We start from the raw sequence: 13409 nt of genomic DNA on the forward strand, positions 1-13409 counted from the left end.
GAATATTTATCCCGAAATATAGCTTAATCTTACTCTATTGGCAGATCTGCGTGGGGGAACGTGATTGCCAATTGCTAATGCCTTCTCATATTGCCGATTATCCCAAATCCGGCAATTGACCGCCTCTTTAGGTTAAGATTATGATTCACAATGGTTTTCTTGTCTTACTCGACCTTCATCTTTGATTGGTGCGCGTATCGCTGCAAAAACCGTCACATAAAATTCACGTGGAATGAGTGCGCGATAGGATTACTTCCAGAAAACATGTCCTCCCGCTTATTCGGCGTATGGTAATGAGACGGAATTTTCGGCGGTTTGGGCTTATCCATCCCTAATAGCTGATCAGGCACATCAGGGCGAGCATTTCCGCGCCGGGAAAGAGCAAAATGAATACGCCGCAGGTAAGCGAGCTCTGTAAATGAAAAACGGGAACCTGGGTTCCCGTTCCGGAGTGTTTCTTCCTGAATCAATTCATGGAAGCTTTACGGCGACGGCTTATTGCACCTATCAGCCCAAGACCCGCCAGTAGCATGGCATAGGTTTCTGGCTCGGGCACAGGTGCGGCATATATGAAATCATCCATGGCAACGACATCAATCACGTTATCCGGGCCAAAAGGGGCGCCATCATTGACTCCTGCACCCAGTGCCATGTTTCCGCTGGTGATCTGGACATGCGAAATGATGGCGCCTTCAGTGAAGGATACCCTCAGGAATGACAAGCTCTCGGAGTCAACTGTGCCAACGGGCACATTGAAAACCCCCAGTGAAGCATTAGCAGCGTCGAAAAACTCAATCTTTGTTGAACTGGTCAGATCGACATCCGTAAATACCGACCCGAAGCCCGAAACCAGTGCGGGGGTAGTAGTGCCTGGTAAAAAGAACGAAACATCCACGACATTGCTACCCACGCCAGTAAAGAGGCGCTGCGAACTGAAAACTCGAAAATCTGATGAGTAAGTGGGATTGATATTATCGAATTCAACAGGGGCTATTCCGCTATTCGCACTCACCTGAACACCTGTGAATGAAAAAGTAATTGCTGCGGTTTGTTATCAGTACAAAACGGGCCACGGCCTTATAACGATACTCGTTATCCTGAGACGTTCGGTGCGCTATCCAACATAGATAGGGAATCGATATGAATGGGTAGCAAATTGGGTACGAAGAGGAAAGGCTGGGATTGAAACGGTGGGGTGATTTGCTTTGAAACGGCGTAAAAGAGGCCCGGCAAGGAGTAGTTGGCCTGTGCCGGGCCAGTGGTATCTACTACAAGAGGGAGAAAAAAGCAGATACCAGTGCGTATTATCTTCTCCCTTGATCTTGGCTTCTGTACGGAGCCACACATAAAGCGTATTTATCTTGCTTGATGGTCATGCGTACATTAAAACGAAATCATTTGCAGCCAAGCCAGCTGTTTCGTATAACTCAATATTTTCCCGACCCTGACCATTGGAAGCGGATGAACCGATTAAATTGACAGAATCCCGGCATGTTTAATTTGCGCATAATGTATATTATGTTAAATAGATGATAAATGGAGGCAAGCCAGCGCTGCAATCTTTTTTGCATTATTCCTTCTTCTCTTCCGTAAATGCGGGCCACTTCGCAAACGCAATAACCCACAGCAGGATCAGGATACCTCCAGGGATGAGTGCGAGTAATGAAAATACGGGCTTGAAACCCGCCCGGGCGAAAATTCTCCAAAATGGCACGACAATAAAAATTGCGGCTCCTATCAGCCAAGGTACGATCTCGAAGTCATCCATGTAACCTCCTGAAGTAGATTGATGTTTAATAGTTATAGTCAAGCAGAAATACGCTAGCGAGAAATGCTAGGCTGACTTCTTTATTCATACGCATAAAAAGCGACGGAGAATGTGGATTGAATCGGAGTTCTCCACAAAATAACTTTTCTATATCAATATGATATAGTATATTTTTAATGTAAAAATAGCGCATGCACGGCAGGTTTAGTGTTTCTTTCCTAGCGTTCAAACTGCGAAGGAGAACCAAGTTCCGTTTTATCAATGTCCGCAAATTCTTCCATTTGCATATCTTTTTGCAAAAACCTTATTGTCGTCGCCGTGCAAGGTGAAACTCTACTCCGATGGGGAATTTTGGGGCCAGATCCTGAGCGTCATACCGCACCCGCCGCAGTCGTTGCAAGACAAGAAGAAATCATCGGTCTGGTATGATGGATCGTGGTGAGCCAATAATATCATTTTGCTCATGCTGGTCGGAAAGTCGGAAGGAATGCCGGCTGACCGGGGTGCTGTGTTTTATGCTTAACGGAAACTGTGGCTGTTACCACTCGAAAGTAGCGGCCAGCTCTAATGTCCGGATTCTTGTGCGCTGCGTGAGTGGTGGTTATCGTTACGAAGGCTCCCTCCCCTCCAGCGCGCATATTCCTTCTTATTTTCCTCCTTCATGAATCATCCTACCGTCAAGCGATATCTGCCCTGGGTCGTCGCTACCGCGTTATTCATGGAGCAATTGGACTCGACCATTGTCAATACCGCGATTCCGGCCATGGCGGCCAGTCTGCATGCAACGCCGCTGAGTCTAAAGGCCGTTGTTGCCAGTTATATTCTGAGCCTGGCCGTCTGTATCCCGGTGAGCGGCTGGATGGCCGACCGTTACGGAACACGGCGGGTATTCAGCATTGCCGTCATCATTTTTACATTATCGTCCATTTTATGCGGGTTGGCTGTCAATGTGCCTATGCTGATAGCGGCGCGCATTTTGCAAGGAATGGGTGCCGCCATGATGCTGCCCGTGGGAAAACTCGCCATCATACGAACCTTTCCCAAGTCCGAGCTGCTGATGGCAATGAATTTCGTAATCATACCGGCTCTGATCGGTCCGTTGCTGGGTCCTACGGTGGGTGGTCTTATCGTGCACTGGCTATCGTGGCGGGAAATATTCTTTATTAACGTTCCTGTTGGCCTGGCGGCGCTTTATCTTATACATCGGCACATGCCGGATTACCGTGGTGACACGCCTCGCCCGCTGGATTTCATCGGTTTGGCTTTGTTTGGCAGCGGTGCAGCGCTCCTTTCGTGGCTGCTGGAAATATTCGGCGAGCACGAGATCGGCATGACTCCAGCCATTATTCTGTTGCTCATTTCCTTGAGCTTGCTGGTTGCTTACGGCTGGCATGCCAACCATACGGCTTATCCATTGCTGCGGCTGACTCTATTTCGGGTTCGCACGTTTCGCGTTGCGGTGGTCGGAGGTTTCGTCACGCGCTTGGGTGTGGGCGGCCTTCCCTTCCTGCTGCCCCTGCTCTATCAGCTAGGCCTGGGCCTGCCCGCTTGGCAGTCGGGCCTTCTGATGATGCCTACCGCGGCCGCGGCCATGGGAATGAAACTCCTGTCAGGACCGATATTGAGACGGTATGGGTACCGGCGGGTGCTGATTCTGAACACCGTAATGATGGGACTTACGATAAGCTTTTTTTCATTAGTGGATGCGGCCACCCCCATGGCGTTGATCGTGGTCCTGGGATTGGCGCAAGGCTTCTTCAACTCGCTTCAGTTTTCCAGCATGAATTCCATGGCCTATGCGGATATTGAAACATCGGACTCAAGCATGGCGAGCACCATTTCAAGCTCGCTACAACAAATGTCGTTGAGTTTTGGGCTTGCTTGCGGGTCGCTAATTACCAGCGGGTACCTGGGTGGATTACCACAAACCGACCATCTGGCCGTGACGAATGCGCTGCATTATGCATTTTTAACGCTAGGGGGACTCACCATTCTGTCATCCCTTTCATTCTGGACGCTGCATTCTCGAGATGGCGAAAGTGTCAGCAAGGGAAACTTGCAAGACATGCAATAAGTTGAACACAATGTGTGTCTGCATGGGATTGGCTGATAATAGAAACACTTCAGGTTTTATCTGGGGCATTCGCAGGAGAGCGAGCGCCTCGTCCGAACCCGGCTTTATCCACTCTTTTCCGCTTCATTAACAGAGACAGAGCTCCTGCAAATTCCCCGCCTCGTTCCGTACGCGAATATCTTGCATGTCTTTTTCGCGCACATCATATTTCAAGGATAATAACGGTGTTGACTCCGCAAACCAGGATCCCATTTTTTGCATGCACCTCTCAATTATCATTCCAGCTTTTAATGAAGAGCGTCTGATTGAACACTGCCTGCACTCCATTTCTGCATCACTCGCCGAAAATGACAGGCCCGGTTTTACGTCCGAGATCATTGTGGTGGATAACAACTCCACCGATAGCACGGCCGAACTGGCGAGGCAGGCGGGTGCCCAGGTCGTTTTTGAGCCAATCAATCAGATTGGCCGGGCACGCAATGCCGGCGCAGCGGTGGCGGCGGGCGACTGGTTGCTGTTTGTGGATGCCGACAGTATTTTAAGCCCCGGATTGCTTGCCGATATCTTGCGGCTGATTGAAGACGGCAAGAGTGTAGGTTGTGGCAGCACGGTAAAGATGCACGGGTTGCCGTGGTGGGCACACTGGATGCTGCAACTGTGGACACGCATATCGATGCTGTGTCGCTGGGCGGCAGGCGCGCTCGTTGTGTGCCGCAGCGACGCGTTTCGTGATGTCGGCGGGTTCAACCAGGAACTCTACGCTGCCGACGAAATAGACTTGAGTCAGCAATTAAAGAAGTGGGGCCGGCGACGCGGCCTTCAATTCGCCATCCTGACTAGGCATCCGCTGGAAACATCATCGCGCAAGGTACAACTTTACTCCGCGCAAGAGATGGCCGGTCAAATTCTGCGCGTTATGCTGCATCCACGCCGGTCCCTGCAGGATAGGAAGCAGTTACCGATCTGGTATGATGGCCGGCGTTAAGCCGATACGTTATTGTCGTTTGATACTTTTTTCTATCGCGGTAACAAACCCAGACGTCGTTCGTCACCAGGATCAGTCGCTCCTGTAGGAGCCGGATCTGCTCCTCACCATCATGTTCCTCAAGTTTCATATCCCCAAGTCGTAATAGACACATAACCCCTTACTTGGAGGATATGTCATGTTATACCTGTTTTTAAATCACAGCTCCTGGATGATAGCCGGGTCCGTACTGATCGCAAGTTTTGCCGCCCATAGTGCGGATAGCACGCTGCTGGTCTTGGCGTTGCCTGTCTTCATACTCGTGATACGCATGCACCTTTCAAAGTCATTGAAGGCTGCCAACGCGCGACTGGAATCCGCCAATGAAGAGTTGCAGAAGCGCGCCCTCCTCGATCCGCTTACGGGATTGCCCAATCGCGTGTTGTTCGAAGATCAGTTAATGCGCGCGGTCTCGGTCTGCGATTGCGGGGAGGAACATATCGCCGGGCAAAACCCGAAAAAGCTTGCGGTATTGTTCGTTGATCTTGATGGCTTCAAACCTGTCAATGACTCCTTCGGCCACGCTGCCGGTGACCTGGTGCTTAAGGAAGCGGCTTCGCGGCTCCGCGGCATCGCACGCAACAGTGACACAGTGGCGCGTCTGGGCGGCGATGAATTCGTACTCCTGATGGAAGACGTCCGCAATGTGGCTGACTGTACCCAGTTTGCAAACCGGTTGGTGAAGGCGCTGGCACAGCCGTTTGACATTAATGGTCAGCAGGTTGAGATATCCGGTTCGGTGGGCGTTGTGGTCTATCCTGATCAAGGTCGCCGCGATAAGCTGGTGGCATATGCCGACGCCGCGATGTATGCCGCCAAGCGTTCCGGTGGGAGTGGTTATGCATTATTCGAGCCTCAAATGGAAGACAATGCGGTGGATCAGCTGAACTTGCAGAAAGACCTTCGTCATGCCGTAGAGCTTGGACAGCTGGAACTTTACTATCAGCCCAAGGTGGATGGACGTAGTAGCGAGATTAAGGGTATGGAGGCACTGCTGCGCTGGAATCATCCGGAGAGAGGCATTATCAGTCCGGAAGTGTTCATCCCGATCGCTGAACGCTTTGGCTTGATTAACGGGTTGGGCAACTGGGTCATCAATGAGGTTTGCCGCCAGATGCAGGCCTGGTTAGATGAGGGAGTGCGGGTGAATGTAGCCATCAATCTATCGGGACACCAGTTGCACCAGGAGGATCTTATCAGCAGCATCAGCCAGGCGTTGAAGCGTCATCAGGTGGATGCGTCGCAATTGATGTGCGAACTCACCGAATCGGTCGCAATGAAAGATATCGCAGCAACACAACGTTTTTTCAAGGGGCTGGCGGACATCGGCGTGCGCCTATCGATTGACGACTTTGGTACTGGCTATTCCAGCCTGAGCTACCTGCGCCAGCTAACAGCGAAGCAGTTGAAGATTGATCGCAGTTTCATCAATGATATCGAGTCGAGCAGCGATGCGCGTGCGATAGTTAAGGCGGTGATCAATCTGGCACATGTGCTGAACCTGAGCGTCGTCGCGGAAGGCGTTGAGACAGAGGCGCAACGGAAGATTCTTCAAGACTTCGGCTGCGATGAACTGCAAGGCTTCTTTTTCTCCAAGCCCATGCGTGAAGACAAAATGATCGCCTGGATAAGCAGGCAGAAGCTGACGAGTGCGACCGATCGTTCGCCTTTGACCATGCCCCGGCTGCTGGTATTGAGCCAAGGCTAGCCTGACGTAGCTTAACACCATGTGCCGGTTCAATTTTCTGACTGATCCTTCTGGACAGCCCTTGTAGGATTGAGCCGGTAAAAATACTGCCCTACCGGGAATATATCAGTCCAAACATCTTCAACTTTTCGATCCCCAAATCCCTCAATCCCCTAAAGCGGCACAAGCCAAACCATAGAGCAGCACTGCCAAGAGAATTACTACGGCAAAACCCAGGTGAATAGCCAGCAAGGTGGCGAGGACGGCCCCTATCACCGAGGCAAAACCATTGATTGCCCATGCCCAGGGAATGGCGTCTTGCGCTGTGTGCGCGAGCCGCATCATACCCGTGGGAAAAGGGATTCCCATGCATACCGCGATGGGCGCGATCAGCGCTATGGAAATAACTATTTTTACCGCATCGGGCAAATGGATGAGCGCCTGAAACACGTCTGGCAAGGCGGCAAGGTAGAGTGCCGCCAGGGCGCCTATTATCATTACCGCCAAGGTAACATTGCGGCTGCCGGCCACCCTGCTCTGCCACCGCTGGGCAAGCCAGCTCCCCACGGCGGCGAACACCAGAAATGCGCATAACACGACCGCTACGGCATACAGGGGGTGAGCCAGAAATAGCACAAATTTCTGGATGAATGCGATTTCCATGAACATGAAGGCCAGGCCGATGGCGAGAAAATACAGTACCACCCGCGCAGTGGGTAATGTGTGGCGGCAACGCGACACCGCAAGCGGCACCAGGATAAGAAGGATACTTGCCAAGAACGATTGTCCCAGCGTTGCCACCAGCAGCGGATAGCTCCAGTCGAGCAGCGCCATACCGCCCTGCTCGCGCAAGGCAAATAATTCCGCGGCGGCGTTCCATTTGAACAAGCGGAAAAAATAAGGCCGATCGTCTGTTGCCGGCTCGATATAGAACTTGTACCGGTCGAGGAATGCTTGCCGTTCCGTACCCAGCAGCGCAACCGCCCCCTCGAAGAAATAGGGCTGCGCCAGCAAGTTGTAACGGTTCGCCTCGTCAGCGCGCATCCCGGGGTAGTAAGCCAGATCAAAGGAACGTGCGCGGCTGAATTCCTTGATCGCTGCGATTTCGTTCGATGTGAAATCGCTGTTCTTCACCAGCAGCGTGACGGTTTTCCAGCCCCGTATCATTGCCAGCCGCGCGGCGGGGTTGGATACACCGGCCCGCTCCAACGCGGCTACGGCTGTGGCAAACAGTTTCAGTGAATCGCGCGGCGGCAGGTTGAGCCAGCGGGTGACAGCCAGCATGCCACCCGGGGTCAGGCGGTTCAGGTAGGTTTGCAATGCCTCAACCGTATAGAGATAGCTTTCGCTGAGGCCGTATAGTCCGGCGGAGGCGACGCCAAATGAATCCAGCAGCGCCACCTGGATCAGATCATAGCGGTCATGGCTGATATTGACGAAGCCACGCGCCTCGCCTTCATGCACCTGTACACCAGGACGGGTGTAGAGGTCCCCGGCAAAATCATGAAAGCGGTGCTGAAGCAGATCGATGACATTGTGGTCAAGTTCCACGGCATCGATCTTGCTGGCGCCGTAATACAATGCCTGCAATACATCACTGCCTGCCCCTGCCCCCAGGACCAGCACGTGCGGCTTACCACGTGGCTGCTCCAGCACGTGATAAGGCAACGCCGAGGTAAGCTGGTCAAGATAGGCCAGCGGCGCGAGATTGCCGTCAAATCGCGTGATGACCGCCGGACCGTTTCCGTCCACGAACACCGCCAGTTGCGGTGGTGGTTCATCTGTGGCGTTGAAGCTCATTCCCGGCGCATGACGGAACGGAATTCGACTGCTTTCCACCACCGTAACCTGCCCTAGTGGACTGGAACTTTCCTCGATTACCCGCATTCCGGTAATGTTCAAGGTCTGGCTCAAATCCTTGTAAAGGGAGGGTTGCATCAGCAGCCAGTTGCCGGGTAGCGCCATAGGCGCCAGTATAGCCAGCCCAAAAAATACCTTCGCCATCCATTTCGGCCGCATTTCCAGCTCGATGACGGCAATGGCGGCGGCCAGCAAAGCTAGCGTCGTGAGAATGATCAGCACCTTGTGGGGTGGCACGATATAGAGCAGGCCGATAACGCCCAGGCTGCCCGCCCCCGCACCAAAAATGTCGAATGCATAGATGCGCCCCGCGTTGTCGCCGAAGTACCATAAAACCAGACCTATGCACAGTCCGCCGAAAAAGAAGGGCAACATCATCAGCAGATAAATGACGAGTAGTTTGGCGGGCTGGGTACTATCCCATAGCAGTTCGAGTGGATTGAAGGGAACTTGTTGCGCGAGCAGGAACGCCAGGGGCATCATAAAAGCCATCCCGGCGGCGGCGATGAGATACACCGCACCGACGTGGGGCGCAATTTTTTCCTTGAGTAAGGTTAGCGCTGTACCACTTGCCCCAAAGCCCAGCATCGCCGCGCTGATGATCATATAGGCGAAGTGATGCCATAGCACGATACTGAATAAGCGTGTCAGCAGTACCTCATACGCCAGCAGGCAACCGGAGAGCAGCCCAATGGCGAAAAACGGCGGCCTCGTCACGAACATGAGTGTCGGCATAACCCCGGGCTACCAAGGTTCCTGATACCGCCTAATGGCCGCCAGTGAGCGGAACGAACGCCACCGGCGTAATTTGACGGCTGGTGATCGAACCATCCATATGTTTCTCCACCAGCATTAAATACTGGGTCATGAATTGCGCACCGAGCGGAATCACCATACGGCCACCTGGTTTGAGTTGTTTGATCAGAGGTGGCGGGACATGGCTCGAGGCGGCGGTCACCATGATGGCATCGAACGGAGCCGCTTCCGGCCAGCCATAGTAGCCGTCGCTCAGCCTTACTTTTACATTGCCGTAGCCAAGAGATTTCAACCGCTCGGCCGCTTCTTTTTCCAGTGGCTCAATAATTTCGATGCTGTACACCGATTCGGTTATTTCCGCCAGAACAGCGGCCTGATAGCCTGAACCGGTACCGATTTCAAGCACCCTGTCGCCAGCCTTGACCTTTATCAGGCTGGTCATCAGTGCCACGATGACTGGCTGCGAAATCGTCTGGCCATGGCCGATGGGAAGCGGGCGATTGAGATAGGCAAACGCAGTCAGCCAGTTTGGCACGAAGCGATGCCGGGGTACCTTTTCCATCGCCGCCATGACGCCGGGGCTGAGCGTGAAACCATCGTTGGCGGCTATATCAGCCAATACTTCTTCCATCATTTTATGGCGTTTTGCGTCGAACTCCTCGCCATGCGATGGAAAGGCGCAACAGAGATAAAGGAATGTGCCCAGGATGAAGTGCTTCATGTTTTCATTAAAGCAAATTCCTGGCGTGATGCCAGGAATCTCTGAATAATTCCATATCCGGCAGCTGATCGCTCATTTTCTTGCTGGATGTATGATTCACGAAAACTTTTATGATCCCATTTGTTTATGACCGATACCGATTTACAGGCCAACGAGGAGAACTAAATGACGATAGCTTCCAATCTCTTACATCAGCATATTCAGACATTTGTCGGGAACAACACGCAATGGCAGACACTGATCGCCGATGATCTCTTGTGGGAGCTACCTTATGCACCCTCCCTTGGCCATCCAGCACGGCTGACGGGACGACAGGAGGTGATGAATCATGTAACGTGGTTCCTGGAGGCAGTAGAGAATTTCCGTTTCTTCGACGCCAAGGTCTACGCCTCAACCGATCCAGAAGTGGCGATTGCCGAATTTAGTGCAGAAGGACTCATCAAGTCGACAGGACGTGTCTATATCCAGAATTACGTGCTATTTTTGCGGGCTTCAGAAGGAAAAATCATATTCCTGCGCGAATATTTCGATCCCGTGCAGGCAGCCAAGGCTCTGGATACGCCGATTCTCGGTATCGAATCCTGAGAACAATGGGTGCATCCAGGCGCGATGAATCGTCAAAAAGTATCTTCACGGTGATATGTCGATGCCGGAAGCGTGGCTGATCTTCACAAAAGCCACGGCCGGTTGCTGCCAGGGCTTTTGATTTCGATATTATGGATGCGACGCAAAGGCAGTTTTTGTATTTACCCGATCGGAATTACCCGACCGGAATTGCGGTATGAATCGATGCTGAATGCGCCGGCTCCGAAAGCCATCACTTGAATCAAACCCCCCGTCATGGCGATATTCTTCATCAGGTGAATGAACTGATTCTGATCGCCAATGACGTTATGAAACACTACACCCGTGACCACGGAGAAGATCGCCAAAACCAATGTGGTAATACGTGTCTTATAGCCCAATGCAAGCAGAAGACCGCCGATAATTTCTACGGCTACGGCGATCGCCAGTCCCAATGCTGGAAAAGGTAAACCGACCGACGCGATGTAGCCAATAGTCATTTGCGGAGCTGCGGCTTTGGCGAAGCCGCTGACCAGGAAAATTGCTGCCATCATCAAGCGGCCGATCATCGGAAGAGCGGGAAATGTTTTTTCAACGTTGTTCATGGTGACTCCTTGAAAGTTGATTAAAAAGCTGGTTATGGCGTGTAATGGTTAAATCGGATTATCCAGAGGCTGGGAGCGGCGTTTTCGATTGAATATGTTATTTGTTGACCAATCCGTTTGATCTCGGCTTCGCCACGTTCGAGCGCTTTACTGCTGGTGTGTACCGAGTAGTAACCCAGGACTAATTCGTGAGGATGTTTGATTGACGAGCCAAGGACAAATTCGGTGTCCCCATCCGCGGTGAAATCGATAGCCAGGTTGGATTCGTCAAATACCGCGATCTCGTTTTGCAGTGTGCCGGTAGCAGTGCATAATTTCCCCCGGTTTGTGGCAATCCAGGCGACGGTATGATCGGTCGGCGGCTGATAGCGCCAGTGTTCGCCGTCTTTCAAGCGCACGTGTAGATAATTCATCGGGGTGCGGGTCCTGATCAAACTTTTCGCCTGGCCATACTGACCGAGAATGACTCGTGCCGGGCCACTCGATGGCACTTGTTCCGGAGGAAGATACCGGCTATATGCAGTGCCGTTTTCGTCTTCCGGAGGCAATGCCACCCATAGTTGATAACCCTGGACACGCTCGTTCTCAGCTGCGCCGCCGTCGTGCCACACACCACCGCCGGCGTTCATCCATTCGATGCCACCTGCAGGCAGCGTTCCATGCATGCCGGTGGTATCGGCATAGTCAAGCTTTCCGGACAGGATCACTGCCAAGGTTGCGATGCCGGAATGCGGATGCATGTTCATCCGGGCTCCGCTCGATACCATGTCAAAGTAATCCAGGAAAACAAAAGGCTTGATCGAATTGCCCAGATCGGATGGACTGACGAGACGGGTAATGCCGCCTTGGTTCCGGCCCTGGGTGCGATAATGGACTCGCCGTTGAAAAATTTTATTTTGGTCTGAAAAGACGGCAATATCTTTAACGATGTCATTCATTTTTTCTCTCCGGTTAATTTACGTTTGTTCAAGACCCATGTCTTAGGTAACTTGGGTCGTTTGAGCATGGTTTTGCATTGCTGAAACGATGAGTGAATGATAGATACTGGATTAATATCTGGGAAGTCTATATATTTAGATATAAAGTATCGTCAGGAGAGATAGATGTTAGACGCGATGTCCATGGATCAACTGCGCACCTTCATAGCTGCCGCAGACGAGGGAAGTTTTTCGGCTGCCGGTCGCAAATTGCGCCGAGCGCAGTCAGTCGTGAGCCAAACGCTGGCTAACCTGGAATTGCAGGTGGGGTTTCCCTTGTTTGATCGGACTGGACGCTATCCCCGGCTGACAGAGGCGGGGCGGGCATTACTTGCAGATGCACGCATTGCTGCCAATAGCATGGATGCGTTTAAGGCAAAAGCACGAACCCTGGAAGAAGGGCTGGAGCCGGAATTGGCGGTTGCAGTAGACGTGATGTATCCCATTGCCGCATTGACCGAAGCAGTGCACGCGTTTCATGGGGCTTTTCCCTCAACGCCGCTACATCTGTATGTTGAGGCGCTTGGCGCGGTCCTGCAGCCAGTTCTGGACGGACGCTGCCGCGTTGGAGTAATTGGTTCATTTCCCGATGTCCCGGCACACTGCTCTTCCGAGTATCTTTTGAGCGTGCGTGCGGTAACGGTGGTGGCGCCGTCGCATCCTCTGGCAAAACAAACGGGTATCGTTCTTCGGGCTGATGCCGCCGATCACTTGCAACTCGTGCTTACTGATCGTTCTACCTTAACGGAAGGGCGCACTTTCGGCGTTTTCTCACCAAAAATCTGGCGGCTCGCGGATCTGGGTGCGAAACATGCATTTTTACGGGCAGGTTTGGGTTGGGGCCATATGCCACTGCCAATGGTGGAGGAAGATCTGTCGCGCGGTACCCTGGTCCGTATTGAGTTGGAGCCTCACCCTTCCGTCGGTGCTGCATTTTCCATGCATGCCATTCACCGCAAGGATGCACCTCCCGGCCCGGCAGGCCGGTGGTTCGTCAAGAAATTAAAACAAGGATAAATTTAGCCCTCACCAGGCGGCGGAACACGCACATAGCCGAGTGCGGCGGCACGACGCTTAAAGGGGATCTGGTCAGACTCCAGGGGATTACCATAGATCCCCCAGTACCCTATTGATAATAAAGAGCACGACGGCGAGGGCAATCAAGCCCAGTAACGGCCGATTCTCTTCAATTACGTTGGTTGCCAGGTCAGATATTCGAGTAGACCGGCGGAGATAGTACAACGCAGCAATAACGCCAACTACCAATGCCGCATACAATAGTTCCACATACCCCGTTTCATAATACCATTCGTTGTTGTCCATGCTAACTATCCCGGATCAGCAGTTGACCGCTCATTTATACCCCGTTTTTC

The 13409-nt window shown here is 52.4% G+C and carries 12 protein-coding genes; 5 read left to right on the forward strand and 7 right to left on the reverse strand.

Going from position 1 to position 13409, the window contains the following annotated elements:
• Window positions 1–466: 466 nt before the first annotated feature.
• Both BLR00_RS16990 and BLR00_RS09350 read right to left on the reverse strand, forming a co-directional pair.
• The gene (locus tag BLR00_RS16990) at window positions 467–1012 is read right to left on the reverse strand and encodes a PEPxxWA-CTERM sorting domain-containing protein (RefSeq protein ID WP_074632101.1); all 546 of its coding nucleotides are present in this window, start codon (window positions 1010–1012) and stop codon (window positions 467–469) included.
• Between the two features lie 558 nt (window positions 1013–1570).
• Entirely contained in the window at window positions 1571–1768 is a 198-nt protein-coding gene (locus BLR00_RS09350; RefSeq protein ID WP_074632102.1) for a hypothetical protein, read from the reverse strand.
• 661 nt (window positions 1769–2429) lie between these two features.
• Here BLR00_RS09350 and BLR00_RS09355 point away from each other — a divergent pair.
• The 3 genes from BLR00_RS09355 to BLR00_RS09365 all read left to right on the forward strand — a co-directional run bounded on the left by BLR00_RS09355 (window position 2430) and on the right by BLR00_RS09365 (window position 6574).
• The gene (locus tag BLR00_RS09355; RefSeq protein ID WP_074632103.1) at window positions 2430–3842 is read left to right on the forward strand and encodes a DHA2 family efflux MFS transporter permease subunit; all 1413 of its coding nucleotides are present in this window, start codon (window positions 2430–2432) and stop codon (window positions 3840–3842) included.
• A 259-nt stretch (window positions 3843–4101) separates the two neighbouring features.
• Window positions 4102–4827, forward strand: a complete 726-nt coding sequence (locus BLR00_RS09360) for a glycosyltransferase (protein ID WP_074634236.1) — start codon at window positions 4102–4104, stop codon at window positions 4825–4827.
• Between the two features lie 178 nt (window positions 4828–5005).
• Entirely contained in the window at window positions 5006–6574 is a 1569-nt protein-coding gene (locus BLR00_RS09365; RefSeq protein ID WP_074632104.1) for a putative bifunctional diguanylate cyclase/phosphodiesterase, read from the forward strand.
• A 144-nt stretch (window positions 6575–6718) separates the two neighbouring features.
• Here the strand turns inward: BLR00_RS09365 and BLR00_RS09370 are convergent, their stop codons facing one another.
• Window positions 6719–9148: a spermine/spermidine synthase domain-containing protein gene (locus BLR00_RS09370; RefSeq protein ID WP_081346704.1), complete on the reverse strand. Its 2430-nt coding sequence runs from the start codon at window positions 9146–9148 to the stop codon at window positions 6719–6721.
• A gap of 31 nt (window positions 9149–9179) precedes the next feature.
• Window positions 9180–9890, reverse strand: coding sequence for a protein-L-isoaspartate(D-aspartate) O-methyltransferase (locus BLR00_RS09375; protein WP_081346705.1), 711 nt, complete (start codon window positions 9888–9890; stop codon window positions 9180–9182).
• Window positions 9891–10055: 165 nt separating this feature from the next.
• Between BLR00_RS09375 and BLR00_RS09380 the strand changes: the two genes are divergently transcribed.
• Window positions 10056–10475, forward strand: a complete 420-nt coding sequence (locus tag BLR00_RS09380) for a nuclear transport factor 2 family protein (protein WP_074632105.1) — start codon at window positions 10056–10058, stop codon at window positions 10473–10475.
• Window positions 10476–10636: 161 nt separating this feature from the next.
• Here the strand turns inward: BLR00_RS09380 and BLR00_RS09385 are convergent, their stop codons facing one another.
• Window positions 10637–11059, reverse strand: coding sequence for a DoxX family protein (locus tag BLR00_RS09385; protein WP_074632106.1), 423 nt, complete (start codon window positions 11057–11059; stop codon window positions 10637–10639).
• A 32-nt stretch (window positions 11060–11091) separates the two neighbouring features.
• The gene (locus tag BLR00_RS09390; RefSeq protein ID WP_074632107.1) at window positions 11092–11997 is read right to left on the reverse strand and encodes a pirin family protein; all 906 of its coding nucleotides are present in this window, start codon (window positions 11995–11997) and stop codon (window positions 11092–11094) included.
• 165 nt (window positions 11998–12162) lie between these two features.
• On the opposite strand from BLR00_RS09390, the gene BLR00_RS09395 reads away from it, so the two are divergent.
• On the forward strand, window positions 12163–13053 hold the full coding sequence (locus BLR00_RS09395; protein ID WP_074632108.1) for a LysR family transcriptional regulator: 891 nt from the start codon (window positions 12163–12165) through the stop codon (window positions 13051–13053).
• Window positions 13054–13140: 87 nt separating this feature from the next.
• Here BLR00_RS09395 and BLR00_RS09400 read toward each other — a convergent pair whose 3' ends face one another.
• A complete protein-coding gene (locus BLR00_RS09400) occupies window positions 13141–13359 on the reverse strand; it encodes a hypothetical protein (protein WP_074632109.1) in 219 nt (72 codons plus the stop codon).
• Window positions 13360–13409: the final 50 nt, after the last annotated feature.

The organism is Nitrosospira multiformis, assembly GCF_900103165.1.
In the GTDB taxonomy this organism is placed as follows: Bacteria; Pseudomonadota; Gammaproteobacteria; order Burkholderiales; family Nitrosomonadaceae; genus Nitrosospira; species Nitrosospira multiformis_D.